Raw genomic sequence first — 26,365 nt, 5'->3', positions numbered from 1 at the left:
CCGGTGGTGCCGATCACCACTCGCCGGTGCGTTGGGACGCCTCGTACGGGTGCTGCCGGGCGTGCAGGCGTGCCGCGGGCGGGTCGAAGGCCGAGCTGTGCCGTGGTGCGGCCGGTTCCTCGGCGGGCTCCTTGGCGGGGCGCCGGCGCGAGGTGGGGCGGTTCCAGTCGCCGTCGCCCAGCACGAGCAGGGGGTCGAACATCACGACCACGCCGGCGAGTACGAGGAAGATGACCGGTCCCAGCAGCATCGGCAGGAGCAGCGAGGAGGTCGATTCGCCGTCCCAGGTGCCGCCGGTCGTGCTGTGCACATGGACGCTGACCGCGGCCATCGCCGTGTAGTGCATCCCGGAGACGGCCACGCCCATGACGAGACTGGCCCCGAGGCTCGTCATGAACCCCCGGATGGTGACGGCGGCCCACAGTGCCGCGGTGGCGGCGACGATGGCGATCAGGATGGACAGGGAGACGGTCAACACGTCGTAGCTGACCGCGCCGTTGAGCCGCATCGCGTACATGCCCAGGTAGTGCATCGCGGCCACGCCGAGTCCGGTGACCGTGCCGGCCAGGGCCAGGTTGGCGGTGCCGGCGCCGCGGTACCCGACGATGAACACGCCGATGCCGACCACGATGACCGCCACGGCGAGGCTGAGGAGGGTCAGGCCCGCGTCGTAGCGGATCCTTGTCTCCTCGACCTGGAAGCCGATCATGGCGATGAAGTGCATCGTCCAGATACCACAACCGATCGACGCGGCGCCCAGCGCCAGCCAACCGGGTTTCCACGACTGTTCGTTGAGCAGGGACCGGACGATGCAGCGCAGCCCCAGCGCCCCTCCCAGACAGGCCATGAGATAGGCCGCCACCGGCGTCACGACGCCGTAGCGGAACCCGTCAACCGTGCCTTCCATAAGCCAACTCCCCCCAGAGTCACGGCTGCTGATGGAGCAAGGTCTACGGGTAAGGACCGGGTAAAGCAAGGATTTACCGCCAGTAACCAGTGAACTCTGAACCATCACAGGTTCACTTTGGTCACTCAGTGACGAGATCCGGCCATTCATGACTCGGCTGGCGCGGGGGACAGGGGGCGACGACCTTGGCGCCGCTCATCCGAGTGAATCGCCTGAAACGGGACAGCTCGGCCGGCGCCCGGCCCGTACCTCGGCCTCCGCGCCCGCCGCCACCAACTCGGCCACGGCCGCTTCCGCCATGTCCCGCGGCAGGCCGTCGAGCACGACGTCCGGTGTGCGGTCTCCGACCTGTGTGAGCACCGCGGCGTGCGGCTCGCCGTCGCGGAACAGCACGGCATACGTCTCTGGTTCCGCCATGTCGGGACGCCCCCTGGTGTCGAGTGGTCCGGTCGCGGGGCGGTGGAAGGCGACGCACCCGGGTTTCGGCGTGCGGGGACGAGACGTGAGGGTGGGCGGCCTAGGCTCTCAGCCGGCACCGGCACGATCTGAGGAGCGCACATGGACATTCCGTACCCCGACGGCCGCAGCCCCGACGAGGCGCCCGTCCCGCACGCACTGCTCGCACCCGTGCTCGGCTTCCTGGGGACGTGGCACGGGCGGGGCCAAGGCGAATATCCCACGCTCGCCGCGGACTTCACGTACGCGCAGGAAGTCACCTTCAGCCACGACGGGCGCCCCTTCCTCCACTACGAGGCCAGGGCCTGGCTGCTCGACGGGGACGGTGCGCCCCTGCGGCCGGCGGCGCGGGAGAGCGGCTGGTGGCGACTTCAGCCCGACGGCAGGGTGGAGGCGCTGATCACCCAGCCGACCGGCATCGCGGAGATCGCGGTCGGGCAGGCCGCGGACGGCGCCGTCGACCTCTCCACCCACGACGTGGCCCTCACCCCCACGGCCAAGGACGTCACCGCCACCCGCCGCCGCTACACCCTGACCGACGGCGACACGCTCACCTTCCTCCACGACCTCGCGGCGGTCGGCCAACCCTTGCAGCACCATCTCTCCGCGAGCCTGCGCCGCAAGCGGTAGTGTCGTCCGCGTTCGTGTGTGCCCGAGTCGAGGAATGCGGGGAGGCGAGGTCGATGACCGCGCTCAAGACCACTGCCGTGCGCAGCGCCCGGACCTTCCTCACGTCCCGGGCGACGGTCTGACCTCAACCGGAGCTGCCTCGCCGGGAGCGTGAGCTCGCGAGGCGACACCCACACGAACACCACCATGAAACGGATCCCTACCCCGTCATGAGCATGCGCACCGACTGGATCACACGCGCCGAGACCGGCGCCGACATCCCCGCCATCCGCGAGATCGACCTGGCGGCCTTCGACACCCCGCTGGAGGCCGATCTCGTCGAGGCCCTTCGCACCGACACCGCCTGGATCGACGGCCTGTCCCTCGTCGTCACCGACCAGGACGGCAAGGTCGTCGGCCACGCGCTGATGACCCGCTGCCACATCGACGACACCCCGGCCCTGTGCCTGGGCCCCGTCGCCGTACTGCCCGAATACCAGAACACCGGTGCCGGGGCAGCGGCCGTCCGGGCCGCACTCGAGGCGGCCGGGGAGCGGGGCGAGCGCTTCGTCACCGTCCTCGGACACCCGCCCTACTACCCGCGGTTCGGCTTCACCCGGGCCTCGGCACACGGCATCCGGATCACCCTCGACGTCCCGGACGAGGCCATGATGGCCCTCGCCCTCGACGCGGCACACCCGCTGCCCAGTGGCACGGTCCGCTACGCGGCCCCCTTCGGCATCTAAGGCCTGATCCACCGGACAGGCGCCGGCCGGACCCGCCGTGCGGGGGCTCGACGCTCCCGCACGGCGGCATGCGAGGCTCAGTGCACCGACAGCCCGCCGTCGACGAAGAGCGCCTGCCCCGTGACGTACGCCGAGGCACCGCTCGCCAGGAACACCGCCGCACCCGCGAAGTCCTCGGCCAGACCGTTGCGCCCGACCATCGTGCGCGCGGCCAGCTCCGCCACCTTCTCGGGGTCGGACGCCAGCCGCGCGTTGAGCGGCGTCATCACGAAACCCGGCACGAGAGTGTTGCAGGTGACCCCGTACGGCGACCACGCCTCGGCCTGTGAACGGGCCAGCGACTCCAGCGCCCCCTTGGAGACCCCGTAGGCACCGCTCTGCACGAACGCCCGGTGCGCCTGCTGCGAGGTGACGTGGATGATCCGCCCGAAACCCCGCTCGGCCATGCCGGGCCCGAACCGCTGGCCCAGCAGGAACGGTGCCTCCAGGTTCACCGCCATCGTGGTGTCCCACACGTCCTCGCCCAGCTCACCCATCGGCGGCCGCAGATTGATCCCGGCGCTGTTGACGAGAATGTCGGGCTCCCCGAACACCTCCGCCACCTGCTCCGCCGCCGCGCGCACCCCGGCACGGGTGCCCAGGTCGCCGCTCACCCACGCCGCCCGGCAGCCCGCCGCGGTCAACTCGTCGACCGTGGCGACCAGTTCCGCCTCCTTGCGCGCCACCACCACGACACCCGCCCCGGCGCGAGCGAGCGCCCCGGCGATCGCCCGCCCGATGCCGGAACTGCCCCCGGTCACCACGGCGACCCGGCCGTCCAGGGAGAACACTTCGGAGAGATATGTCTGCGAGCTCATGCCTCGCACCCTAGACGCACTGATCGAATCGAACGCGCGCTTGGATCGGTGAGGTGGTGGGAGGTGATCGTACGGCCCGTGCTGGACGTGCACGCGCTCCTGCTCGTCCTCGGCCCGCACGAGCTGCGTGCCCGGCTGGGAACGGGCGGTCCACGGCGATCTGTTCGGACCCGCGCTCGACGACCAGGTGACCGCGCTGTACAAGGCCGCCCGCCACCATGCCGACCTCGCCCCCGACCCGCCCCCTCCCGCTGATCCACGGGCTCGACGACGCCAGGGTCCCGGTCGCCAACACCGTTCGGCTGTTCGCCGCGCCGGACGCGGCCGGGCGCCCGCATGAGGTGTATCTCATGGCGGGCGCCGGCCATCAGCCGGTGGGGACCGCGGTCACCGCCGAACTGTTGGAGCGACAACTGCGCTTTCTTGAGGGTTCTTTAGGGGTCAGCTCAGCGGGTCGAGCGTGAGGTACGCCTGTTGCGGGTTCCCGTCGTGCACGAGGGACTCGTGGTTGCCGACGTCGTCGAAGGCGAACGCGTAGGCCTTGCCGTCGGCCATCCGGTCGTGGATGACACGGGCGTAGTGGTTGGTCACCGCGTCCTGGTAGAAGGCCGCCGACGAGGCGTCCGGCTGGTTGGGGTTGGTCAGGAGCGTGGAGCGGTTGAAGCCCGCGCAGAGCGTGCGGGAGATCGGGCCGCGGACCTGGTCGTTGGGGGCGTCGAGGAGTTTGTGGCAGCCGAAGACGCTGGACGCGTCCGGCTTCTGGAAGCTGGTGACGGTCGCACCGGCGGAGTTGGTGAAGTTCATGACGCCGCCGGAGACCCGGCCGAAGTACTTGGTGTTCGGCTGGTCGGTGAAGGGGGTCACCGTGAGCGTCGTCGTGGCGTACTTCTGCCAGACGCGGTTGATGTAGTCGTCCAGGACGGAGGCGGGCAGTGCCCCGGTCTCCAGGCCGTAGGCGGGGGAGAGCGCGCGCAGCACCGTGCCGTCCGGGCGGCTCTGGACCAGGCCCGCCCAGCCGCCCGACTGGCCGCGCAGAGCGTTGAGAACCGCGTTGTAGCCACCGGACTTGAGGTGCCCCGTGTTGATCGTGGTGCCGTCGGAGCGCTGCACGCCCACCGCGTAGGGGGCGGAGAACATGTCGACCTGGGTGCTGTTGAGCCACAGGCCCGAGTCGTTGAGCGTGTACTCCGACCAGTTGAAGAGGATGTTGCGGTTCGGATCGCTCGGATTCTGCACGGCCGGCTGCACCAGACCGCCGGTGGTCAGCCGGAAGTCGAGCTTCTGGCCGTAGGAGAAGTAGACGCGGCCCGAGAACTTGGGCATCCGGATCGTCTTGGACTGCCCGGCCGCCGGGCCGGGGATCGAGGCGTCCGGGGCGGGTGTGGGCGGGTTGCCGCCCGCGGGCCAGGCGTGGAACGTGCCGTTCGCATCGGCCCAACCCTGCTGGCCCGTCGCGAGGTTGGTGCCGAGGTTGTAGACGTGGACGGCGTCGCTTCGGCCGGAGTTGTTGGTCAGCTTCAGGGGGATCGTGGCCGGCACCGCGCCGCTCGCGGGCTGCGACGCTCCGAGCGCGAGCAGCCCGCCGAGCAGGGTGGCTGCCGCGGCCGTGGCGAGGAGTTGGTGCCTGAGTCGTCCGAGCACTCTCCACCTCCGTGTGTGGGGGGGGATTGGTCCGTACCTGATTTGAGAGCGCTCTCAGAGTTGCGCCGCGACGCGGGCATGTCAATGACATCGACAGAACTCGGGTGTCCGTGAAGATCACGGAAGGGCGGCACTCAGGACATGCCTGCCGTGCCGCCCTCCGGTCCGGAACGCGTGCTTCAGAAGGTGCGCTTCAACAGGTCCAGCAGCGCCGCCCAGTGCCGCTCGTCGCCCTCCCGGTGGTACGCGGCGGTGTCGGCCTGCGTGAAGCCGTGATGCGCGCCCGGGTAGACCTCGCAGCGGTGCCGTACGCCCGCCTCGGTGAGCGTGTCCTCCAGGAGCTGGATCTGCTCCGGCGGCAGCGAGGGGTCCTCGTCGGCGTGGCCGAAGTACAGCTCGGCGGTGATGTGTTCGGCCACCAGGTGCGGGCTGTCCGGGGCGTCGGTCGCCAGCCGGCCGCCGTGGAAACCGGCCGCGGCCGCGACCCGGTCCGGATAGGTGCCCGCGGTGAGCAGGGAGAGCCGGGCGCCCATGCAGTACCCGGTCAGCGCGACCGGGCCGTCGGCGACGAGCGGACTCTCGGCCAGCCACCCCAGGTAGGCGCCGGCGTCGCGCATCGCGAGCTCGGGGGTCAGGGACTGCAGGACCGGGCCGATGCTGTCCCAGAGGTCGGGCCGGCTGTGGGTGTCGATGAAATCGGGCAGCTCGAAGACCGGTGAGCGTCCGTGACGGTAGAAGACATTGGGGACGAGCACCGTGTGACCGGCCCCGGCGAGCCGGTCGGCCATCGACGTCAGCTGCGGGCGCAGGCCGAAGGCGTCCTGGTAGAGCAGGACGCCCGGATGAGGGAGTCCGTCGCCGGGATGGACGAGGTAGGCGTCGGCGACGCCGTCCTCGGTGCGGATGTCGACGGATGTTCCCTGTACGGAGGTCATGAGGGCTGCCTCTCTGCGCAGTCGACGGCGAGCAGCTCGCCGGCCCGGGAAGGTGGGGCCGTCGATATGGTTTCATCCGCCATCCAACTGCGTTGCGGCACCCCCTGGGCCCTATTCGAACCGGGTCGTGTCGCCCGCCCCGTGCCGGATGATCTCCGCCTCGCCGTTGGAGAAGTCGATGACCGTCGTCGGCTCGGTCCCGCACTCGCCGGAGTCCACGACCGCGTCCAGCACATGGTCGAGCCGGTCCTTGATCTCCCAGCCCTGGGTCATCGGCTCGTCCTCGTCGGGCAGCAGCAGCGTGCTGGACAGCAGCGGCTCCCCGAGCTCGGTGAGCAGGGCGTGCGTGACGACGTGGTCGGGGATGCGCACACCGACGGTCTTCTTCTTGGGGTGTTGCAGCATGCGCGGCACCTCCCTCGTCGCCGGGAGGATGAAGGTGTAGCTGCCCGGCGTCGACGCCTTGATCGCGCGGAACACGTCGTTGTCGACCCGTACGAACTGGCCGAGCTGCGCGAAGTCCTGGCAGACGAGGGTGAAGTGGTGCCGGTCGTCCAGCTTGCGGATCGTCCGGATCCGGTCGATGCCGTCACGGCTGCCCAGCTTGCAGCCGAGCGCGTAACAGGAGTCCGTCGGATACGCGATGAGCGCCCCGTCCCGGATGCTGTCGGCGACCTGGGAGATGGTGCGCGGCTGGGGGTTGTCGGGGTGCACGTCGAAGTACTTCGCCATCCGCCGAGCTTATGCCGTCCGGGGGCGGCGGCAACGCAGGCCCGGGTCGCAGGGGCCGCTCGTCCCGCCGTCCGGAGCGGGAAGCCCCCTGGCCATCGGTGAGGTAACGTCCGGACGACTGTGCCGAGGGCGAGGCGAGGGACGAGGAGACGGGTGCCGTGGCTGGCGGAGAGGACGGTCGGGTGAAGGGCACCGGCGCGCCGTGGGCGGAGGAGCTGCTCGACCATCTGCGGCCCACCGGACGGGACGTCCGCCGGGTCGTCGCCTGGCTCGCCGACAGCGTGGACGGGACGGCCGCCCTGCAGGACGCCGACGGTGCCCTGCTCGCCGGAACCCGTGTCCCGCTCGACGAGGACCTGGTCGCCGAGATCGTCGCCGGCCGGATCGCCTCCGCCGCCTGGGAGGGCGAGGGACGTCACCAGCGCCTGGTCAGGGTGGAGCAGCCGCACTCCGCGACGGCGGGTGTGCTGGCCGTGTCCCGGCCGGCGCCGTTCGACCGGCGGGCCGCCGACATGCTCACGCACACCGCCCAGGTCGTCGAACTGCTGCTCAGGGCGCGCGAGACGACCGCCGCCGGACTCCGGCTGGCACGGGCCACCGCCGACCTGCGGCTGGCGATCCTCCAGCTGCTGATGGTGGAGGACATCGTCTCCGCTCGCCGCGTCGCCGCGGGTCTGTGGCCCGGGCTGCTCGACACGGACTCCGCGTGCGTCTACGTCGTGGAAGGCACCGTCGAGGAGCGCGACCGGCTGGCCGAGGAGTGCGTGGCCGTCACCGAGGAGCAGGCCCTGGTCGTGCGCTGCCCGGCCGTGGACCAGCATGTGATCGTCGTGGCCCCCGACGAGACCGCCGCCCGGGAGCTGCGCTCGCTGGTCGAAGGCCGCCCCGGCACTTTCATCGGCGGCAGCTCCCGGCAGACCCTGGCCCGGACCGCCACCGCCTACGGACAGGCCGTCAGTGCCCTGGCCGTCGCGCACTTCCGGCCCGACAAGGCCGCGGTCTACGCCGAGCGCACCCACCCCGAACGCCTCATGGACCCGGCGCTCCTGCACGGCTGGACCGCGGACCTGCTGCGCCCGCTCGACGTGCTGGCCCGCCACACCCACGGTGAGCTCCTCGCCACCACCCGGCTCGGCCTGGAGTTCACCGCCGTGAGCGCGGCCAAGGTCCTGGGCGTCAGCCGCAACACCGTGCGGGCCCGCATGGAGCGGGTGGAGGGCCTGCTCGGCACGGACTTCTCCGACCTCACCGTCCGCGCCCTGGTCCATCTGGCACTGAACACCCAGGCAGGCATGGAACAGGGGCCCGGCAGGGAGCGGTCCGGGCCGGTCCCGCTCGGGGACGTGCTGTCCGGGCCCGCGCTGCGCACCTGGGCCCTGGGTCTGCTGGGGCGTCTCGACCCGGACGCCCGCGATCTGCGCCGCACCCTGCGCACCTGGATCGCCGTCGGCGGGAACTCCGAGCGGACCGCGCAGACACTCGGTGTCCACGCGCAGACGGTGCGCGAGCACGTCCGCAGTGCGGAGCCCGTCCTGGAACGGCAGCTTCTGGCCGCGGGCAGCGATCTCTACGAGGTCGTCCTGGCTCATCTGGCGACAGGAGAGCTGGAACCGCCCCGGTTGGCAGCATAGAAAACGCGCCATTCGGACTCACCTGTGCACAGGTGAGTCCTCCGGGCCGCGCAGCGGGCACCGCTGCGGTTCACAACCGCTGTGCTGTTCACGTAAGTTCGACGGGCCGCAGGGGCACGACCGGAACGGGGGACCGGTCCTGCCCCTGTTCGCGTGGTCAGCCGTGCGGCCGCACCGGCACCTCCTGCCAGCCGAACGCGATGAACGACGGCACCTGCCGCAGCTCCTCCTCCCCGACCGCGAGGCGCAGGTCGGGGAAGCGGTCGAAGAGGGCGGGCAGCGCCGTCATGGCCTCCGCCCGGGCGAGCGGTGCGCCGATGCACCGGTGCACGCCGATCCCGAACGCCAGATGATCGTCCGCCCCGCGCGCGGCGTCGAAGGTGTGCGCGTCCGGTCCGTAGTGGGCGGGATCGAGCCCTGCGGCGGCGAAGGTCGTGATGATGGCGTCGCCGGCCGGGACGGTGACATCGCCGACCTCGAGGTCGCTGACCGCGAACCGCAGCGGCAGCGAGGCGATGGAGGGCTGCAGCCGCAGCGTCTCGTCGACGACGGCGTCCCAGCCGATCCGCCCGGACCGCACTGCGGCCAGCTGCCCGGGATCGCGCAGCAGGGCGACGATCGCGTTGCCGATGAGGTTGACGGTCGTCTCGAAGCCCGCGCCGATGACCAGCAGCAGCGTGTACAGCAGCTCCTCGTCGCTGAGCCGGTCGCCGTCCTCGTCCCGCACCCGGATCAGCTCGGTGGTCAGGTCGTCGCCGGGGTGCGCGCTGCGGTGGGCGATCAGCGCGGGCAGCACCGTGCCGATCTGCTGCTGCACGAACGCCGCGTGCTCCGGAGTCGGGTCGGAGGTGTCCATGATGGCCGCTATCATCCGCGCGGTGTCGGCCACCAACTCGTCAGGGACTCCGAAGAGTTCGCAGATGATCCGCATGGGCAGCGCATGGGCGAGGGCCGCCCGCAGGTCGACCACCTCGGCGTCGTCCGCCGCCACCGCGTCGAGCAGTTCCGCCGTGATCGCCTCCACCCGGGGCCGCATCGTCTCGGTACGCCGGTGGGTGAAGCTCGGTGCCACCAGCTTGCGCAGCCGCGTGTGGTCGGTGCCGTAGGTGGAGAGCATGTTGACCACGCCGATCCAGCCGAGCACCCAGCCCCACGAGGGGTGTTCGCCGAGCTCGGGCCAGAGCCGCCAGTGCAGCCGCGGATCCTTGCTGACCCGCGGGTCGAGGATCAGTTCCTTGAGGGTGTCGTAGCCCGTGGGCGCCCAGGCGGGGATGCCGCCGGGCAGTTCGACGGGGACGATCGGGCCGAAGGCGCGCAGCCGGGCGCATTCGGCCGCGATGTCGGATCCGAACGGGTCGATGACAAAGCGGTCGATGCGGTCGGTCACGGTCACGACGGATCTCCTGGCTGGTCGGGGGAGCGAGGGCTGAACCTGACGGGCAGCGCCGTCAGCGAACGGTGGAACGGGCCCGGCCGCCAGGCGAGTCGCTCGCGCGGCAGCACGGGTTCGAGGTCGGGCAGCCACTGGGTGAGCCGCTCGATCGCCTCGGTGGCGATGAGCAGCGTGTGCTGCTTGACCGGGCAGGCGTGCGAGCCCGCCGACCAGGACAGGTGGGAGGCGTCCTTGGGGTGGCGGCCGTCGACGACCTCCTGCTCGGCGAAGTACGCGAGCGCCCCGTACGACACCACGACCGGCATCGCTGCTCTGATCCACGTTCCATGGAAGGTCATCGGCCGGCGAGCGTAGTGGATGCCGTAGTTCGCGAGCGGGGTCTCGTGGTGCAGCACCTCGACCACGGCGTCCATCACCGGGCGGGCGCCGCTGGTGAGGGTGGAGTAGTAGAGCGGGTTGCCGAGGATGCGGGACAGCGCGTTGGACACCAGGTTCGCGGTGGGTTCGTGGCCGGCGCCGAGGGTGAGGAACACCTGCCAGGTGACCTCCTCCGGGGTGAGCCCCGCCGGGTGGTCCAGGAGGTGGCTCGGCAGGTCGTCGCCGCGCCGCTCGGCCTTGGCGGCGATCAACTCCAGTACGTAGCCGCCGAACTCCGCCTCGCCCGCGGCCGCCTGGGCGCCGCCCTCCATCATCTTGCCGAGCGCCTGGTTGAGCCGCTCGCTCTGGCTGTCGGGCAGGCCGAAGAGGCTGTTGAAGACCAGCGCCATCAGCGGCCGGGCGAACTCGCCCACCAGATCGGCCTCGCCCTTCGGGCCGATCCGGCTCACCAGCAGATGCACCGCCCGGTGCACACGGGCCCGCAGGTCGTGCGGCTCGACCAGGTCGAAGGTGTCGATCAGCGTGGTGCGGTAGCGGGCATGGGCGGCGCCGTCCGCGAACAGGGAGTTGGGCCGCCAGCGCATCATGCCGAGCACGGGGGAGTCGTCGGCGACCGTCGACTCCCACGGCCGCGGGTCGTGCGAGAACGCCTCCGCGTCGTGCAGCAGTTCCAGCGCGGCCCGCCGGTCGGTGACGACGTACGCCGGCACACCCGGCGCCAACTCCGCCCAGCCGACCGGGCCCTGGGCCCGCAGGTCGTCGTAGTAGCGGTACGGGTCGAGGGCGAAACCGTCCTCCCACAGCCGCACGGGTGCGGAGCGGGAGAAGTCCTGGCGGGCAGGGGGGTAGGTGGTCACCGGCTCTCCGAGGGGTGGCGGTCGATGAGGTGCTGGACCAGCGTGAGCAGTGCGTCGATCGAGGAGTTCGCGTCCCGCGCGTCACAGGTGACCATCGGTGTGCCCGGCTCCAGGTCCAGGGCGGCACGCAGCTGTTCCTCGGTGTGGTGGCTGGGTGCGTCCGGAAAGGCGTTGAAGGCGACCGTGTACGGCAGCCCGGTCTCCTCCACCAGGCCGAGCACATCGAAGGACGCGTCGATCCGACGGCTGTCGACCAGGACGAGGGCGCCCAGCGCGCCATAGGCGATGTCGTCCCACAAGGACCGGAACCGTTCCTGTCCGGGCGTGCCGAACAGGTACAGGACGACGCCGCCCGCCAGGCTGATCCGGCCGAAGTCGATGGCGACGGTGGTCGTCGACTTGTCCCGCACCCCCTCCAGATCGTCCACCTGCGCGGACGCCTCGGTGAGCTGTTCCTCGGTGTGCAGGGGCACGATCTCGGACACCGAATCGATCAGGGTCGTCTTGCCCACGCCGAAGGGGCCCGTGACCAGGATCTTCACCAGATCGCGGGCGGTGTCCGGCAGATGGACGCGGCCGGGTGCGCCGGGGGCGCTGCTAGCTGTGCTTGAGGGCGCGGAGGCCATCGGCCACTCTCTTCAGCAGGTCGGGGTCGAACCGTTCGGCGGGCGGGACCGGGGCGCGGGACACCACCAGGTCCCGGTCGAGGAGGGCGCCGGCCAGGACACGGACGGCGGAGACCGGGAGCCGGAGCAGGGCCGCGGCCTCCACCACCGTCAGTGAGCCCTCCTCCAGGGCGTCCAGGAGGGCCAGTTCGGCGGCCGGGAGAGCGGCCGGGGTCGGTGTGCCGCTGGCGGTGAGGACCGACAGCCGTTCCAGGTGCGGGCGGCTGGGGCGGGCGGTGCCGCCGGTGGACAGATACGCCGGGACCAGGGGGCGGCCTGTCATGCCGGAGCGCCGTCGTCGCTCCCTCGGGGTGCGGTGGCCATCGCCTTCTCGCCCAGCCGTGCCACCTGCGAGTGCACGCGGTGCGCGAGCAGGTCCAGACGCACCTCGCCGCTTCCGTACGCGGCCACACAGGTGCCGTGGTCGGTCGGCACGATGAGGACGTACCCGTGGTCCGACTCGATGACGACCTGCCGTATCTCGGCCCGGTCCCGGTCGGCGAACGCGGCCGCGGCGGTCCGGCACGCCCCCTGCACGGTGCTGGTGATCGCGGCCACTCGCTCGGCCGAGGGCCGGGACAGCGCGTCCGTGTACCCCGTGACCAGGCCGTCCCGGGTGAGCAGGACGGCGGCCACGACATGCGGCACCTCGAGGATCGGTTCCAGTACCCATGCCGTGTCGCCTGCGTCGCGGCTGGTCATCGAGCCGGTCCCCCCTCGTAGTCGGTCTCGTTCGTCGGTACGTCGGTGGTGGCACTGTCCGCGCGGGCCGCGGCGGTGCCGGACTGCAGGGCGCCGAGCGAGGCGGCGGCGTCCTCGGGACTGCGGGCCGGGTGCTCGGCGGCGGGTGCCTCCGGCGCGGCGGCGCGGGTACGGCGGCGGCGTTGCGGCAGCTCGTCGTGGTGCCCGGTGAGGGCGGCGGTGTCGTCGGTGCCGTAGCCGTGGGACGCCTCCGACGTGACCTTGCGCGTCGAGCGCGGCGTGCTGACCGCCGGTGGCTGCTCGACGGGGTCGATACGGCTGAGGAGATGACTCTCGACTCTCAGCACCGCGCGTACCCCGCCGTACGGGGACGGCGAGGAGAGGTCGACACCCAGATCGAACTGCCGGGTGAGCTGGCCGATCGCGGCGAGTCCCATGCGGGGCGGATCGCCGAGGCCGGTGAGGAGGATCGGCTCGGTACCGGCCACCGTCCGCTGGGCGTGGGCCCGTTCGTCCTGGGTCATGCCCACGCCCGCGTCGTCGACGGTGACACAGACGCCGTGATGGACGTGCTCCAGGTTGACCACGACGTCGGTGTCGGGCGCGGAGTGGCGCAGCGCGTTGTCGAGGAGTTCGGCGACGATGATCGCGACCGGCTCGACGGCGTGCGAGACCAGGGCGGTGCCCGTCTCCAGATGGTTGTGGACCTTGACCCGGTGGTAGCCCGCGAGCCGCGACTGTCCGCCGGTCACCGCGTCCACCAGGTGCGACTCCTCGCGGGCGAGCCCCACCCAGGCCCCGCACACCACGGCGGCGACCTGCGCCCGGCGCAGCGACTGCTCGTTCTCGTGGTCCAGCTGGAAGAGGGTCTGCGCCAACTCCGGCTCGTCGTAGCGCTGTTGCAGCTGGCGCAGGGCGTCCTGCAGACGGTAGAGGGCCGCCTGGATCTCCCGGGTGGCGCCGCGCATCCCGGCCTGGGCGGCCGCGTCGATACGGGTGCGCTGTGCGGAGAGCTCGGCGCGCAGCCCCAGCAGCACGCCTTCCAGGGCGATACCCAGGGGCGTTCCCGCGGTGTGCGGCTGGAGCGGGCCCGGGACCGCCACGTGCGGGTGGGCGAGCTGCCGGGCGGCGGCGGGTGCGCGCTGAGCCGCCAGGTGCTCGACCTCGGCCGTCAACGCCAGCAGCGCGCCGTCGAGTCGGGACCGCAGGGCGTCCGTCTCGGCGCGCTGCCGGGTCAGTTGACGCCGTGAGCGCAGCAGACCGCCGCCGAGGGCGAGCGCGGACAGTGTGCCGACGGCCAGACCGCCGACGGCCAGGTCCGGTAATTCGATCATCGAATCGGTTTCCAGGGGAAGTCGGGCAGGGGTGAGTCCGAGTGCCGGTGGCTAGGCGCTCGCAGCACAGTACACACCGTCGCCGACCCCTCTCGCACGGTTGATCGAGACTTCGCTCCGAAACCGAAAGCTCTCTGTTCACTTCTGCGTCGACTGTCTGAAATGCCGTGTCGGAAAGGCGAGTTGGCGCGTTCCATGCACTCGGATCCGTCGTGCGGCAGGATCACCGCACGTCCGTTGATCTTCCCGGTGTGCAGCCGCCCGCGGGCGAGCGGGCCCCGTCGCACGACGATGGGGCGCTTGATTCGATTGTCTTGACGCTCGAATCAATCACCGTAGAGTGATGTCACCACGTTTTCGTTCGTACTCACGCCCGGAGAGCCCATGGATCGCACCCGTCTCCAGCACCTCCTGGCCCGCGAGAGGACGGAGGCCGCGCGCCGCTGCCCACGCTCCGAGGAGGCGTACGCGCGCGCCGGGCATCTCTTCGGACGGGTGCCGATGACCTGGATGAACAAGACCGCCGGGTCCTTTCCCCGCTATCTCGACACCGCTCGGGGCGCCCGGGTCACCGACATCGACGGGCACGAGTACATCGACTTCTGCCTCGGCGACACGGGCGCGATGGCCGGGCACTCGCCCGCACCGGTGGCCGAGGCGGTCCAGCGCCGGTTCGCCGAGCAGGGCGGCGCCACGGCGATGCTGCCGACCGAGGACGCCGAGTGGGTCGGCGCGGAACTCACCCGCCGCTTCGGACTCGCCCGCTGGAGCTTCTCGCTGACGGCGACCGACGCCAACCGGTGGTCCATCCGGCTCGCCCGTGCCGTCACCGGCCGCCCGAAGATCCTGGTGAACAGCTACAGCTACCACGGCAGCGTCGACGAGTCCCTGATCGTCGTCGGCCCCGACGGCCACGGCGTGGCCCGCCCCGGCAACGTGGGCGCCCCGTGCGATGTCACCCTCACCAGCCGGGTCGCCGAGTTCAACGACCTGGAGCAGCTGGAGCGCGAGCTGGCCCACGGCGACGTGGCCGCCGTCCTCATGGAACCGGCGCTCACCAACATCGGCATCGTGCTGCCCGAACCGGGCTATCTGGAGGGCGTTCGGGCGCTGACCCGGCGGTACGGCACCCTGCTCATCAACGACGAGACCCACACCCTCTCCGCAGGGCCCGGCGGCTGCACGGCGGCCTGGGACCTGGAGCCCGACCTGCTGACCGTCGGCAAGGCGATCGGCGGCGGCATCCCGGCCGGCGCGTACGGACTGTCGGCCGAGCTCGCGGACCGGCTCCTCGACCGCGACGACCTCGACCTCGTCGACATGGGCGGCGTCGGCGGCACCCTTGCGGGCAACGCCCTCTCGGTCGCGGCGATGCGCGCCACGCTCGAACACGTCCTGACGGACGAGGCGTTCGGCCGGATGGCGAAACTGTCCGAGCGGTTCGAGGCCGGTGTCCGGGCGGGCATCGACGCCCACGCACTGCCCTGGTCGGTGAGCAGGCTCGGCGCCCGCACCGAGTACCGCTTCGCCTCCCCGGCGCCCCGTACCGGCACCGAGTCGGAAGCGGCCGGTGACGCCGAGCTGGAGGACTTCCTGCACGTCCACCTCGCCAACCGCGGCATCCTCCTGACGCCCTTCCACAACATGGCGCTGATGTGCCCGGACACCACCGAGGCGGACGTGGACACCCACACCGAGGTCTTCGCCGCCGCACTGGCCGAACTGGCCGGATGACGGACCCCGAAAGGAAGCACGTGGACGAGATCGACCGGGCCATCCTGCGCGAGCTCCAGACCGACGGCCGGATCGCCTACGCCGACCTCGGCCCCAAGGTCGGCCTGTCCGCCTCGGCCGCTCGGCAGCGCCTGCAACGGCTCCTGGACGCCAAGGCGGTGCAGGTCGTCGGCGTCACCGACCCGATGGCCATGGGCGGCCAGGCGATGGCCCTGCTCGGCATCGGCGTGGACGGCGACCCGCGGACCGTCGCCGATGAACTCGCCCGGCGTGACGAGGTCGTCTACTCGGTGCTGACCTCCGGCGGCTTCGACCTGTTCGTCGAGGTGGTCGCCCCCGGCCCCCGGGACCTGCTGGACTTCGTCAACGACGTCGTACGCAACGTCGAGGGGGTCCAAGAGGTCCGGTCCTTCCCGTACTTCGGCATCCACACGCACCGTTTCCTGTGGGACGTCGGCTGATTGACCCGCATGGGACGGGTACCCGGGCGGCCCCGTAACGACAACCGCTGGAGGAGGCCCGCATGACCAGCAGCACGGAGACCGGCGGCGTGACCGGTACGCCGGACAAGGACTACAACCTCATCTGGTACGTGGAAGCGTGTCTGAGCAACGCGCTGCGCCTCGAGACGTACATCCACGACGCCGAACGGAACAAGGACACGCAGGTCGCGGACCTGTTCCGCAAGGCGCAGGCGGACAGCCGCAAGGGTGCCGAAATCGGCAAGGGGCTGCTGCGCGCGCGCCTGAACGGCGGCTGACCGCAGGTTTCGCAGGGCGCCCGGCCGGGGGTGTCCGGCCGGGCGTTCCGCACGTCCAAAACCGTTTGCCCCGCTGCCACCGCCCGGCCTACGGTCGCGATCATGCTGCCCGTGGTGGAGACCGACGAAGAGTGGGACGCGGTCGTCGAGGACGAGAAGCTGATGCGGGCCGGCGCGGAGGACCTCTGCGCCCGTCTCGGACTCGGCGGCGCGCCCCTGACCCGCTTCCCGGACGGCTCACAACCGGTCTACGCGGTGGGGGAGAACCGGGTCCTCAAGCTCTTCCCCACCTCCGCAGCCCGGGACGGCATCGCCGAAGGCCGTGTCCTGTCCCATCTGCACGGGCTGCTCCCCGTACCGACGCCCGGGGTGGACGACTTCGGGCCGTACGAGAACGGCTGGCAGTACGTCCTGATGTCCCGGCTGCGCGGCGAGAACCTCGCCCGGGCCTGGGACCGCATTCCGCGGCCCGACCGGGAACGCCTCGCCACCGAGATCGGCGAAACCCTCGCCGTACTCCACTCGCTCGACCCGGCCCCGCTCGAGGACGTCCTCGGGCCCGGCGACTGGGGTGCCTTCCTCGACCGGCAGCGCGCGAACGCGGTGGCCCAGCAGCGCGGCCACGGACTACCGGACACCTGGCTGGAGCAGATCCCCGGTTTCCTCGCCTCGGTCCCGCTGCCCCGTACCCCACGGCGCTCGCTGCTGCACACCGAGGTCATGCAGCAGCACTTCCTGGTCGACCCCGACGGCTGGCGCCTGACCGGCCTCTTCGACTTCGAGCCCGCCATGATCGGGGACGCCGCCTACGACTTCGTGGGCGTGGGCCTGTTCGTCACCCGAGGAGACCCCCACCTGCTCGCCCGGCTCACCGCGGCGTACGGAAGCGGCGTCGACCCGTCCCACGCCCTCGCCTACACACTGCTGCACGTGTACAGCAACCTGCCCTGGTACCTGAGGGAGTTGGAGGGCCCCGCCGAAGGAACCCTCTCCGGTCTCGCCCGTGCGTGGTTCGGCGCGTGACGCGCTCCGCGAGCATCAGCCGCAGAAGACGCCGTGGCTGACGCCGCCCGGCCGGGATCAGGCGATCCCGGTCCCTTTGTGCGAGCGTTGGCCCAGGTACGCCGTCCGGGCCGAGGCATCGCGCCGAGAGAGGAAGTGAGCGGGGATGAGCGAGATCGTCGACCAGATCGACCGTGGACACCGGGAGGTCGGCACCCGCAAGGCCGAGGAGGGGGAGGCTCATGCGGTGGTGCTGCGGCGCAGCTATGACGCCGAGATCGCCGACGTCTGGGGCGCGGTGACCTCCCCTGAGCGGATCGGGCGGTGGTTCCTGCCGGTCACCGGGGAGTTCCGGCTCGGTGGGCGCTATCAGCTGGAGGGCCATGCCGGGGGCGAGATCCTCGAGTGCGTGGAGCCGGAGCGGCTGCGGGTGAGCTGGCTGTACGGGCCGGACCCGGGCTTCAGCGAGGTCGAGGTGCGGCTCACGGCGGACGGCGAGGGGCGGACGGTGTTCGAGGTGGAGCATGTGGCCGTGGTGCCGGAGGAGTTCTGGAACCAGTTCGGGCCGGGCGCGGTCGGTATCGGCTGGGACAGCATCGCCCTCGGTCTCGGCATGCACCTCGCGGGCCGCGGGATGAGCCGGGAGGAGTCCGAGGCCTGGCAGGGCACGGCCGAGGCCAAGGAGTTCTTCAAGCGGTCCGGCGAGGAGTGGGGCGCCGCCTATGCCGCCTCGGGAGCCGATCCGGAGACGGTGGCGGCGACGACGGCGGCGACGGTCGGGGCCTACGCGGGGGAATAGCGGGGTCGGCGGGACTCACACGGGGCAGGCCCGGCCGTTTCCGCACGGGCATCCGGGCGGGCGCCGAGTCGGGGTTCCGGCTGCGGAGCCGCAGCCGGATCGAGGTCTGCTTCCGGGCACTGCCGGAGCAAGCCGGGAGTCGTCCCCGCCGGGCTCTGGCGCCCGGACGACGGTGGCGGACACTGCATGGGGCAGATGTACGCCGGGAGCGCCGGGGCCGGTGTCGTCGCGGTGTGACGGCGCCGACCCGGCAGAGGTGTCAGGACCTGGCGCTCCATGAGTGGGTCACGTCCACCACGACCCGGTCGTCCACCCGCAGGACCCGGAACGGGAGCCGGGCGCGGACGCCGAGGCCGAACTGTGTGTCTCCTTCGAAGCTGCCGGCGAATCGGGTGTCCCTGAAGGTGCGGTACCCGTCGAGGTCGACGCCCGGCAGGGGGCGTGCCACCCGTCCGGGATAGGTCGGGGCGCCGGTCTCGACGTCGTAGGCGGGTGCGGCCACCCGTACTTCGAGGACGGCGCCGCCGGCGACCGGTATCAGCCGGCCCGATCCGTCCTGCTGGAGTCGGTCGACGTACCGGACGGAATAGCCGAGGCCGGCCTTCGCCGCGCCCGGAACGTCCACGACCAGACGGTCGTAGCAGGCGTGCCTGCCGGTCCGTGCGTTCGTCACCGATTCCGCCGTGCTGACCGCCTGGCTCTTGTCGATGCTGCCCCAGCCGGTGGGGCAGGTGGTGGCGGCCTGCGCGGGTACCGCGGCCACGCCGAGCGTCGCGCCCATGAGAGCGACGGTGGCCCAGGTTGTTCTGCTGCGTCTCATGATGTCCCCCGGGATGTTCATGTGCCTGATATCTGATGAGACAACACGGTTGAAGAAAAGGTTGCACCTTGTCCCGATATCAATTTCCGAAACATTCGGTGCAGCGATCGAATATTGGGTGGGAGCTGGGGCGTCTTCGGTCAACTGGCGAGAGTTGATGCGCGGCCTGTTGACGGTGTGGTTCGCCGCTCGTATGGTCTCGGCGCACTTCCGGAATCAGACCGAAACTTTCGAACGGACGGAGTGAGATGGTTACCCGCAGATCCATACTCCTGCCCCGCAAGGCACTGGTTCTCGGCATGGCGAGCCTGCTCGCGGCAGCAGGCGTCACCGCCCTGTCGGGAACCGCCGACGCCGCGAGCACCCTCGGTACGGCCGCGGCCGAGAAGGGCCGCTACTTCGGGGCCGCGGTCGCCGCGAACCACCTGGGCGAATCCGCGTACGTCTCCACGCTCGACACCGAATTCAACTCGGTCACACCCGAGAACGAGATGAAATGGGACGCGGTCGAGAGCACCCGCAACTCGTTCACCTACACGTCCGCCGACCAGATCGTCAGCCACGCGCAGAGCAAGGGGATGAAGGTCCGCGGCCACACGCTGGTGTGGCACTCCCAGCTGCCCGGCTGGGTATCCGGCCTCGCCGCCGCCGACCTCAGGACGGCGATGAACAACCACATCACCCAGGTCATGACCCACTACAAGGGCAAGATCCACTCCTGGGACGTGGTCAACGAGGCCTTCCAGGACGGCAGCAGCGGCGCCCGGCGCAGCTCGCCCTTCCAGGACAAGCTCGGCAACGGCTTCATCGAGGAGGCCTTCCGCACGGCCCGCGCCGCGGACCCGGCGGCCAAGCTCTGCTACAACGACTACAACACCGACGGCGTCAACGCGAAGAGCACCGCCGTCTACAACCTGGTCAAGGACTTCAAGGCGCGCGGGGTGCCCATCGACTGCGTGGGCTTCCAGTCGCACTTCAACAGCGCCTCCCCGGTGCCCTCCGACTACCAGGCCAATCTGCAGCGTTTCGCCGACCTCGGCGTCGACGTACAGATCACCGAGCTGGACATCGAAGGCTCCGGCACGGCCCAGGCCACCAGCTACAGCAACGTCGTCAAGGCCTGCCTGGCCGTCTCGCGCTGCACCGGCATCACCGTGTGGGGCGTCACCGACAAGTACTCCTGGCGGGCCGGCGGCACACCGCTGCTCTTCGACGGCAACTACGCCAAGAAGGCCGCCTACACGGCCGCACTGACAGCCCTCGGCGGCACCGGCTCGGGCGGCGGTGGCGGTACGGCCGCCTGCACCGTCTCCTACAGCAAGCAGGAGGAGTGGAGCGACCGCTTCAACGGCAAGGTGACCGTCACCGCGGGCAGTGCCGCGATCAGCACCTGGACCACGACCGTCACGCTGACGTCCCCGCAGAAGGTCTCCACGACCTGGAACGGCACGCCCACCTGGGACGGCAGCGGCAACGTGATGACCATGAAGCCGAACGGCAACGGCAACGGCGGCCTGGCGGCCGGCGCGTCGACGAGCTTCGGCTTCACGGTCATGAAGAACGGGAACGCCGCGGCGCCCGTCGTCGGATCCTGTACGGCGTCCTGACCATGGTGTGATGCCGACGGTCCGGTGCGGCGGACCGGTCCGCCGCACCGGACCGACTCAGGCCGTCCGTCAGACCTTCTGGAGGGTCTTCTTCGCCAGTTCGAACGCCGGGGCCATCTTCTCGTGCTCCTCGGTGTCGATACCGCCGAGGTGCACGACGACGGGGCCGTCCGGGGTGGTGACGGCGAAGGCGCTCTCCTTCTTCGTCTCGTCCAGGAGCTCGCTCGTGACGACGTACTCCACCTCGACGCCGGCGAGGTCGCCCGACTTGAAGGAGCTGTACTTCGCCTTGCTGGAGTCGTCCTCGGCCGCGACGAACTCCTCCAGCACGGTGCGCGCGTCGTCGTCGCCGGGCTCGCCGGTCCAGATCCGCAGGAAGCCGATGTAGCCGGCCGGCTTGGCGTCGACCTCGCACGCGGCGGCGACCGGACCCTGGCGGAGGATGGAGTCCAGGACCTCCTCGGAGATCTCGTCCTCGAGGTCGCCGGAATCGGTCGGGGAGGCCTTGTCCTGGGCGGCCGCGGAGTCGATGGCCTCCGCCTCCCAGTCCTTGGCGAGGTCGAAACTCACGGGCAGCTCGCACGCCGAGCCGGCCGCCCCGATGCTGTCGCCGCTCTCGGCGGCCTGGCCGGCGCTCGCCGACGCACTCGCGGACGTCTTCGCGTCCTTCTTGTCGTCGGCGGCCTCGGAACAGCCCGCCAACACCCCCGCCAGCAAGGCCACGTAAGCCATCCGACGCCCTGCATTCCCCGCCCTGACCAGCACTTCGATGTCTCCCCTCGGTTCAGGGCGCACACATTAGCGGAGGCCACCGACAGGCCGTACCCGGGAGGTGCCTTCGCCGACCCGGCACCGGAGAAAAACCGAGTGACCGCATCCGTGCAGGTCAGCACAATGGAGCGCCACACCCCCGATCCGAAAGGTGGCCGACGTGACCGTCCCGAACGTACTGCTGTCCGGCATTGTCGGCTCCACCGCCTACGGCCTCGCCCACGAAGGCTCCGACGTGGACCGCCTCGGCATGTTCGCCGCATCCACCGAGTCCCTGCACGGCCTCCACGGGCCGAAGGAGTCCCACGTCAGCACGGCCCCGGACCGTACCCTGCACGAGGCCGCGAAGTGGTGCCGGCTCGCCCTGGGCGGCAACCCGACCGCCATGGAACTCGTCTGGCTCCCACCGGAGTTGTACGAGGTGCGCACCCCCCTCGGCGACGAACTGATCGGCCTGCGCGCGTCGTTCCTAAGTGCCAAACGGATCCGGGACGCCTATCTCGGCTACGCCACCCAGCAGTTCCGCCGACTTGAGAGCCGGGCCGACCGCTCCTCCTCCGCGGAGACCCGTAAACGCACTTCCAAGCACGCCCGGCACCTCAAGCGACTGTGTCACCAGGGACTGGAGCTCTACGCCACCGGCCGCCTGACGATCCGCGTCGAGAACCCCGAGGAATACCGGGAGTTCGGCGAGCGGGTCGCCGCCGACGCCTCAGTGGCGCGTCCCCTGCTCGCGTACTACGAGACGGCGTTCGACGAGACCCGCACGGTGTTGCCGGACCGCCCCGACGAGGCGGCGGTCGAGGCCTGGCTGCACCGGGTCCGCGACCGCTTCTACGCCCGGCTCAGCTCGACGGGGTAGAGGTCGGTGCGCGCGACGGCGGCGTCGCGCTCGTCCGCGAGGGCGGTGCGACGCCCGTCCGTCATGAACCCGTCGTACCCGTCCTGCGAGGCGAACTCGATCAACTGGATCTCGTCGGGGCGACCGTCGCTTCCGTCGGCACGGGCCCGCTGCACCACCCGCCCGCCGTGCTCGCCCAGCAGGGACAGCACCTTGTCCTCGTACGCGGCCAGCGCGGCGGCGGCGCCCGGCCGGGCCCAGAGCAGCACACACAGTTGAACCGTCATGCCGCCCGACCTTAGCGAACGAGGCTGTCCGCAAAACCGGATGCCCGGCGACGGACCCCGTTGCTACCCTCGACCCCATGATCACGCCTACGCCTCAGCACCGCATGATGCCCCCGCACCGGGGCTGCTGAGCGCGCACGCGCACCGATACCGAGGCCCCCGGAACGGGGCCTTCACGTGTGGTGCGGATCAGGTCCCGTCGCCGGTAGGAGGACCGATGACCGGACCACGGCACTACATCACCACGACCATTCCGTACGTCAACGCGCGGCCACACCTGGGCTTCGCCCTGGAGCTCGTGCAGGCGGACACGCTGGCCCGGCACCACCGGCAGCGCGGCGGGCAGGTGCGGCTGTTGAGCGGGACGGACGACAACTCCCTGAAGAACGTCCTCGCCGCGGAGGCCGAGGGCGTCGACGTGCGGGAGTTCGTCGACCGCAACGCCGACGCGTTCGCCGCGCTGCGCGACCCGCTGGCCCTGTCGCTGGACGACTTCATCCGCACCAGCAGCGACCCCCGCCACCGCACCGGCGTGGAGCGACTGTGGCGCCGCTGCGCGGAGGCGGGCGATCTGTACCGCAAGCAGTACGAGGGGCTGTACTGCGTCGGCTGCGAGCAGTTCTACACGCCGGACGAACTCGTCGACGGCAGATGCGCCGAGCACGGCACCGAACCCCAGCTCGTCGCGGAGGAGAACTGGTTCTTCCGGCTGTCCCGGTACGCCGGCCGCCTCCACGCACTGATCACCGACGGCACCCTGCGCATCGAGCCCGCCGCCCGCCGCAACGAGGTCCTCGCGCTCATCGCCGGCGGCCTGCACGACTTCTCCGTCTCCCGCTCCCACACCCGCGCCCGCGGCTGGGGCATCCCCGTCCCCGGCGACCCCGAGCAGGTCGTCTACGTGTGGTGGGACGCCCTGGGCAACTACGTCACCAGCCTCGGCTACGGCACCGACGACCCCGCATACGAGCAGTGGTGGGCGGCCGGGGACCGCCGTATCCATCTCGTCGGCAAGGGCGTCGTACGGTTCCACGCCGTGTACTGGCCGGCCATGCTGCTGTCGGCGGGGCTGCCGCTGCCCACGGACATCCTCGTCCACGACTATCTGACGGTCGGCGGGCGGAAGATCAGCAAGTCGGGAAACGGGACGGCCGTCGACCCCGTCTCCCTGGCCGCCGACTACGGCACGGACGCCGTCCGCTGGTGGCTGCTGCGCGACGTCCCCCGGGTCGGGGACGCCGACTTCACCACCGAGCGGCTGATCGCCCGCGCCGACGCCGACTTCGCCGGTGGCCTGGGCAACTTGGTCCACCGGATCGTGACGATGGTCCACCGCTACCGCGGCGGGTCCGTGCCCTCACCGGGGACCGACCGGTTCCCCGTGGCGACGCTGCTGGACGTATGCCGCGAGGCACCCGGCCGCATCGACGCCGCGCTGGCCGACTTCGACTTCCGCCGGGCCGCCGACGCCGCCTGGGACATCGTGGAGGAGGCCAACCGCTGCATCGACGCGACCCGCCCCTGGGAACTGGCCAGAGCGGAACGGCACGGCAACACCGACGCCGCCGAACGCCTCGACGCGGTCCTCGCCGCACTGGTCACGGCATGCCGCGCCCTGGCCGAGGAGCTACGGCCCTTCATCCCCGGCGCGGCGGAGCACATCACACGCCGGGTGACCCCCGTCGACGGCACCCTCCCGGAGACGGAACCACTCTTCGCCCGCCTCCAGGAGCAGCGCTGATCACCAGCGCGGCAGCCTCAACTCGTAGGACGGGTCGAAGCGTTGCATGTAACCGGTGTCGTCGCGGGAGCGCATGCCGGAGTCCACGTACAGGTGGTGGAGCCGGTCGAGGGCGTCATGGTTCAGCTCGACGCCCAGGCCGGGGCCGGTGGGGACCTCGACGTGGCCGTCGCGCAGTTCCAGGACGCCGGGGACGATCACGTCGTCGGTGAAGTTCCACGGGTAGTGGGTGTCGCAGGAGTGGTCGAGGTTGGGGATGGCCGCGGCGACATGGGTCATGGCGGCCAGGCTGATGCCGAGGTGGGAGTTGGAGTGCATGGAGAGGGCCAGTCCGAACGCCTCGCAGACGGCCGCCAGTTCGCGGGTGCGGCGCAGACCGCCCCAGTAGTGGTGGTCGGTGAGGAGCACCTGGATCGCGTTCTGCTCGATCGCGGGCTTCAGGTGCTCCCAGGCGATCACGCACATGTTGGTCGCCAGCGGGAGAGGGGAGTCCTCGGCCACCTCGGCCATGCCCTCGATGCCCCTCGTCGGGTCTTCCAGGTACTCCAGTACGCCGTCCAGTTCACGGGCGACGTACCGCGATGTCTCCACCGTCCAGGCCGTGTTGGGGTCCAGGCGCAGTGGCTGGCCGGGGAAGGCCTCGGCCAGTGCCTTGATCGCGGCGATCTCCTCGTCGGGAGGGAGGACACCGCCCTTGAGCTTGAACGAACGGAAGCCGTACCGCTCCTGCATCAGCCGGGCCTGTTCCACGATCCCGGCCGGGTCCAGGGCCTCGCCCCAGCCGTCGCCGATCGCCACCCGTCCGTCGAGGGCGGGGTGCTCGGCCCACTTGTAGAAGAGATACGCCGCGAAGGGCACCGCGTCCCGGACCTTCCCGCCCAGCAGGTCGCTGACCGGGCGGCCCAACAGCTTGCCCTGGGCGTCGAGGCAGGCGACCTCCACGGTCGAGGCGGTCCAGCCGCGCTCGTGGGAGCTGGGGACGGTGGGGAGGAGGTCGGCGTCGATCGCCGCCGAGACGGCGGTCGTGTCGAAGACGTCCATGCCCGGGACCACCTGGGCCGCCGCCTCAAGTCGTGCCAGGCGGGCTGTGCCGCCGGGGGACTCGCCCAGGCCCACCGTGCCGTCCTCCAGGACGAGTTGGAGGATGATCCGCAGGGCGAGGGGCTCGTGGACGCCGTTGGAGTTGAGCAGCGGCGGGTCACGGAAGGCGATCGGGGTGACGATCAGTTCCTTGATCCTCGTGGGGTTCATGCGCCGGTCACCTCCAGGCCGTGGTCGATGAGTTTCGCGAGGCGGGCCACGTGTTCCGGGGTGGGGTCCAGGAGGGGGGCCCGCACGCCGCCCACGTCCAGGCCGCGCAGCGTCACGCCCGCCTTGACCAGGGCCACGGCGTATCCGGGCACCTCGTCGCGGAGCGCGACGAGCGGGCCGTAGAACTCGTCCAGGAGCGTCGACAGCAGCACCTCGTCGCCCTCGGCGAGCGCCCGGTGGAAGGCAAGGGCGATCTCGGGGGCGAAGGCGAACACCGCCGACGAGTACAGGCCGACGCCGATGCCCTGGTAGGCGGGCGCGGTCATCTCGGCCGTGGGCAGGCCGTTGAAGAACTGGAAGTCCTGCCCGTCCGGCAGCGCGCGCACCGCGCGGACGATGCGGTGCATCCGCTCGATGTCGCCGAGGCCGTCCTTGAGGCCGACGACCTTGGGCAGCGCGGCGATCTCGGCGGCCGTCGCCTCCGTCAGACGGGCCGTGCCGCGCTGGTAGAAGATCACCGGGAGGTCGGTGACGGCGGTGACCTCCTCGACGTAGCGCACCAGGCCCTGCTGCGGTGCCGTCACCAGGTAGGGCGGCAGCAGCAGGATGCCGTCGGCGCCGGCTCGTGCCACGCGGACGGCGTGGTCGCGGGCGACCGGCGTCGGACCTCCCGCCGCGGCCAGGACGGGCACGCGGCCCGCGGTCGTCTCGACCGCGACCCGCGTCGCCCGCTCCAGCTCGTCGGCGGTCAGCGCGTGGAACTCCCCGGTGCCGCAGGCGACGAACACGCCGCCCGCGCCCGCTGTGACTCCGGCATCGATGTGCCGCGCGAGCCGTTCCTCGTCCAGCGAGCCGTCCGGGGCGAACGGCGTGACCGGGAAGAACAGCACTCCTTGGAACTTCATGTCT

The 26,365-nt window shown here is 71.1% G+C and carries 29 protein-coding genes; 12 read left to right on the top strand and 17 right to left on the bottom strand.

Features of this window, described 5'->3' with window-relative positions; genetic code table 11:
- Positions 1–13 precede the first annotated feature (13 nt).
- Positions 14–907, bottom strand: a complete 894-nt coding sequence (locus tag ACWD3I_RS45450; protein ID WP_365413324.1) for an MHYT domain-containing protein — start codon at positions 905–907, stop codon at positions 14–16.
- Positions 908–1,102: 195 nt separating this feature from the next.
- Positions 1,103–1,324, bottom strand: a complete 222-nt coding sequence (locus ACWD3I_RS45445) for a hypothetical protein (protein ID WP_365413322.1) — start codon at positions 1,322–1,324, stop codon at positions 1,103–1,105.
- Positions 1,325–1,465: 141 nt separating this feature from the next.
- Here ACWD3I_RS45445 and ACWD3I_RS45440 point away from each other — a divergent pair, with 141 nt between their 5' ends.
- Positions 1,466–1,993 (top strand): FABP family protein, encoded by a 528-nt coding sequence (locus ACWD3I_RS45440; protein ID WP_365413320.1) that lies wholly within the window; start codon positions 1,466–1,468, stop codon positions 1,991–1,993.
- Between the two features lie 215 nt (positions 1,994–2,208).
- Positions 2,209–2,718: a GNAT family N-acetyltransferase gene (locus tag ACWD3I_RS45435; protein WP_365413330.1), complete on the top strand. Its 510-nt coding sequence runs from the start codon at positions 2,209–2,211 to the stop codon at positions 2,716–2,718.
- A 77-nt stretch (positions 2,719–2,795) separates the two neighbouring features.
- Here ACWD3I_RS45435 and ACWD3I_RS45430 read toward each other — a convergent pair whose 3' ends face one another.
- The gene (locus tag ACWD3I_RS45430; protein WP_365413318.1) at positions 2,796–3,575 is read right to left on the bottom strand and encodes an SDR family NAD(P)-dependent oxidoreductase; all 780 of its coding nucleotides are present in this window, start codon (positions 3,573–3,575) and stop codon (positions 2,796–2,798) included.
- 218 nt (positions 3,576–3,793) lie between these two features.
- Here ACWD3I_RS45430 and ACWD3I_RS45425 point away from each other — a divergent pair, with 218 nt between their 5' ends.
- Positions 3,794–4,039: an alpha/beta hydrolase family protein gene (locus ACWD3I_RS45425; protein ID WP_365413316.1), complete on the top strand. Its 246-nt coding sequence runs from the start codon at positions 3,794–3,796 to the stop codon at positions 4,037–4,039.
- Here ACWD3I_RS45425 and ACWD3I_RS45420 read toward each other — a convergent pair.
- The 3 genes from ACWD3I_RS45420 to ACWD3I_RS45410 form a co-directional block, all read right to left on the bottom strand.
- Positions 4,017–5,216, bottom strand: a complete 1,200-nt coding sequence (locus tag ACWD3I_RS45420; protein WP_365413314.1) for a glycoside hydrolase family 64 protein — start codon at positions 5,214–5,216, stop codon at positions 4,017–4,019. The genes ACWD3I_RS45425 and ACWD3I_RS45420 overlap by 23 nt on opposite strands.
- A gap of 179 nt (positions 5,217–5,395) precedes the next feature.
- Positions 5,396–6,151, bottom strand: a complete 756-nt coding sequence (locus ACWD3I_RS45415) for a dienelactone hydrolase family protein (RefSeq protein ID WP_365413312.1) — start codon at positions 6,149–6,151, stop codon at positions 5,396–5,398.
- Positions 6,152–6,262: 111 nt separating this feature from the next.
- Entirely contained in the window at positions 6,263–6,883 is a 621-nt protein-coding gene (locus tag ACWD3I_RS45410; protein WP_266897055.1) for an L-threonylcarbamoyladenylate synthase, read from the bottom strand.
- Positions 6,884–7,041: 158 nt separating this feature from the next.
- Between ACWD3I_RS45410 and ACWD3I_RS45405 the strand changes: the two genes are divergently transcribed.
- The gene (locus tag ACWD3I_RS45405; protein WP_451084386.1) at positions 7,042–8,514 is read left to right on the top strand and encodes a helix-turn-helix domain-containing protein; all 1,473 of its coding nucleotides are present in this window, start codon (positions 7,042–7,044) and stop codon (positions 8,512–8,514) included.
- Between the two features lie 157 nt (positions 8,515–8,671).
- Here ACWD3I_RS45405 and ACWD3I_RS45400 read toward each other — a convergent pair whose 3' ends face one another.
- The 6 genes from ACWD3I_RS45400 to ACWD3I_RS45375 are packed head-to-tail and all read right to left on the bottom strand — an operon-like array spanning position 8,672 to position 13,843.
- Complete coding sequence (locus ACWD3I_RS45400) at positions 8,672–9,907, bottom strand: cytochrome P450 family protein (protein ID WP_365413929.1); 1,236 nt, start codon at positions 9,905–9,907, stop codon at positions 8,672–8,674.
- Positions 9,904–11,142 (bottom strand): cytochrome P450 family protein, encoded by a 1,239-nt coding sequence (locus tag ACWD3I_RS45395; RefSeq protein ID WP_365413927.1) that lies wholly within the window; start codon positions 11,140–11,142, stop codon positions 9,904–9,906. Before ACWD3I_RS45395 ends, ACWD3I_RS45400 begins: the two co-directional genes overlap by 4 nt.
- Positions 11,139–11,768 (bottom strand): GTP-binding protein, encoded by a 630-nt coding sequence (locus ACWD3I_RS45390; protein ID WP_365413925.1) that lies wholly within the window; start codon positions 11,766–11,768, stop codon positions 11,139–11,141. Before ACWD3I_RS45390 ends, ACWD3I_RS45395 begins: the two co-directional genes overlap by 4 nt.
- On the bottom strand, positions 11,740–12,090 hold the full coding sequence (locus ACWD3I_RS45385) for a DUF742 domain-containing protein (protein ID WP_365413923.1): 351 nt from the start codon (positions 12,088–12,090) through the stop codon (positions 11,740–11,742). The genes ACWD3I_RS45390 and ACWD3I_RS45385 overlap by 29 nt, the downstream gene beginning before the upstream one ends.
- On the bottom strand, positions 12,087–12,509 hold the full coding sequence (locus ACWD3I_RS45380) for a roadblock/LC7 domain-containing protein (RefSeq protein WP_307034908.1): 423 nt from the start codon (positions 12,507–12,509) through the stop codon (positions 12,087–12,089). Before ACWD3I_RS45380 ends, ACWD3I_RS45385 begins: the two co-directional genes overlap by 4 nt.
- Positions 12,506–13,843 carry an ATP-binding protein gene (locus tag ACWD3I_RS45375; RefSeq protein WP_365413921.1) on the bottom strand — a complete coding sequence of 446 codons (1,338 nt, stop codon included), beginning with the start codon at positions 13,841–13,843 and terminating at the stop codon, positions 12,506–12,508. Before ACWD3I_RS45375 ends, ACWD3I_RS45380 begins: the two co-directional genes overlap by 4 nt.
- Positions 13,844–14,227: 384 nt before the next feature.
- Here ACWD3I_RS45375 and ACWD3I_RS45370 point away from each other — a divergent pair, with 384 nt between their 5' ends.
- The 5 genes from ACWD3I_RS45370 to ACWD3I_RS45350 all read left to right on the top strand — a co-directional run bounded on the left by ACWD3I_RS45370 (position 14,228) and on the right by ACWD3I_RS45350 (position 18,138).
- Positions 14,228–15,577 (top strand): transaminase, encoded by a 1,350-nt coding sequence (locus ACWD3I_RS45370; protein ID WP_451084385.1) that lies wholly within the window; start codon positions 14,228–14,230, stop codon positions 15,575–15,577.
- 20 nt (positions 15,578–15,597) lie between these two features.
- Entirely contained in the window at positions 15,598–16,038 is a 441-nt protein-coding gene (locus ACWD3I_RS45365) for an Lrp/AsnC family transcriptional regulator (protein WP_365414070.1), read from the top strand.
- A gap of 62 nt (positions 16,039–16,100) precedes the next feature.
- A complete protein-coding gene (locus tag ACWD3I_RS45360; RefSeq protein ID WP_365414068.1) occupies positions 16,101–16,337 on the top strand; it encodes a hypothetical protein in 237 nt (78 codons plus the stop codon).
- A gap of 102 nt (positions 16,338–16,439) precedes the next feature.
- A complete protein-coding gene (locus ACWD3I_RS45355; protein WP_365414066.1) occupies positions 16,440–17,360 on the top strand; it encodes an aminoglycoside phosphotransferase family protein in 921 nt (306 codons plus the stop codon).
- A 145-nt stretch (positions 17,361–17,505) separates the two neighbouring features.
- Positions 17,506–18,138, top strand: a complete 633-nt coding sequence (locus ACWD3I_RS45350; protein ID WP_365414064.1) for an SRPBCC family protein — start codon at positions 17,506–17,508, stop codon at positions 18,136–18,138.
- 259 nt (positions 18,139–18,397) lie between these two features.
- Here the strand turns inward: ACWD3I_RS45350 and ACWD3I_RS45345 are convergent, their stop codons facing one another.
- Entirely contained in the window at positions 18,398–18,958 is a 561-nt protein-coding gene (locus ACWD3I_RS45345) for an AMIN-like domain-containing (lipo)protein (protein ID WP_365414209.1), read from the bottom strand.
- A gap of 248 nt (positions 18,959–19,206) precedes the next feature.
- Between ACWD3I_RS45345 and ACWD3I_RS45340 the strand changes: the two genes are divergently transcribed.
- Positions 19,207–20,565, top strand: coding sequence for an endo-1,4-beta-xylanase (locus ACWD3I_RS45340; RefSeq protein WP_451084384.1), 1,359 nt, complete (start codon positions 19,207–19,209; stop codon positions 20,563–20,565).
- Between the two features lie 69 nt (positions 20,566–20,634).
- On the opposite strand, the gene ACWD3I_RS45335 is transcribed toward ACWD3I_RS45340, so the two are convergent.
- Entirely contained in the window at positions 20,635–21,297 is a 663-nt protein-coding gene (locus ACWD3I_RS45335; protein ID WP_451084383.1) for a lipoprotein, read from the bottom strand.
- A 199-nt stretch (positions 21,298–21,496) separates the two neighbouring features.
- Between ACWD3I_RS45335 and ACWD3I_RS45330 the strand changes: the two genes are divergently transcribed.
- Positions 21,497–22,198 carry a nucleotidyltransferase domain-containing protein gene (locus tag ACWD3I_RS45330; RefSeq protein ID WP_365413602.1) on the top strand — a complete coding sequence of 234 codons (702 nt, stop codon included), beginning with the start codon at positions 21,497–21,499 and terminating at the stop codon, positions 22,196–22,198.
- On the opposite strand, the gene ACWD3I_RS45325 is transcribed toward ACWD3I_RS45330, so the two are convergent.
- Complete coding sequence (locus ACWD3I_RS45325; RefSeq protein WP_365413600.1) at positions 22,171–22,464, bottom strand: hypothetical protein; 294 nt, start codon at positions 22,462–22,464, stop codon at positions 22,171–22,173. The genes ACWD3I_RS45330 and ACWD3I_RS45325 overlap by 28 nt on opposite strands.
- Before the next feature lie 217 nt (positions 22,465–22,681).
- On the opposite strand from ACWD3I_RS45325, the gene metG reads away from it, so the two are divergent.
- Positions 22,682–24,205, top strand: a complete 1,524-nt coding sequence (gene metG, locus ACWD3I_RS45320; RefSeq protein ID WP_365413598.1) for a methionine--tRNA ligase — start codon at positions 22,682–22,684, stop codon at positions 24,203–24,205.
- Here metG and ACWD3I_RS45315 read toward each other — a convergent pair whose 3' ends face one another.
- Together ACWD3I_RS45315 and ACWD3I_RS45310 are read right to left on the bottom strand one after the other, a co-directional pair.
- A complete protein-coding gene (locus tag ACWD3I_RS45315) occupies positions 24,206–25,456 on the bottom strand; it encodes a glucarate dehydratase family protein (RefSeq protein WP_365413596.1) in 1,251 nt (416 codons plus the stop codon).
- Positions 25,453–26,361, bottom strand: a complete 909-nt coding sequence (locus ACWD3I_RS45310) for a 5-dehydro-4-deoxyglucarate dehydratase (RefSeq protein WP_365413594.1) — start codon at positions 26,359–26,361, stop codon at positions 25,453–25,455. The genes ACWD3I_RS45315 and ACWD3I_RS45310 overlap by 4 nt, the downstream gene beginning before the upstream one ends.
- Positions 26,362–26,365 lie beyond the last annotated feature (4 nt).

This window comes from Streptomyces sp. NPDC002817 (assembly GCF_053592055.1).
The sequence above is the reverse complement of the archived record's forward strand: the minus strand, read 5'-3'. Positions and strand labels throughout refer to the sequence as shown.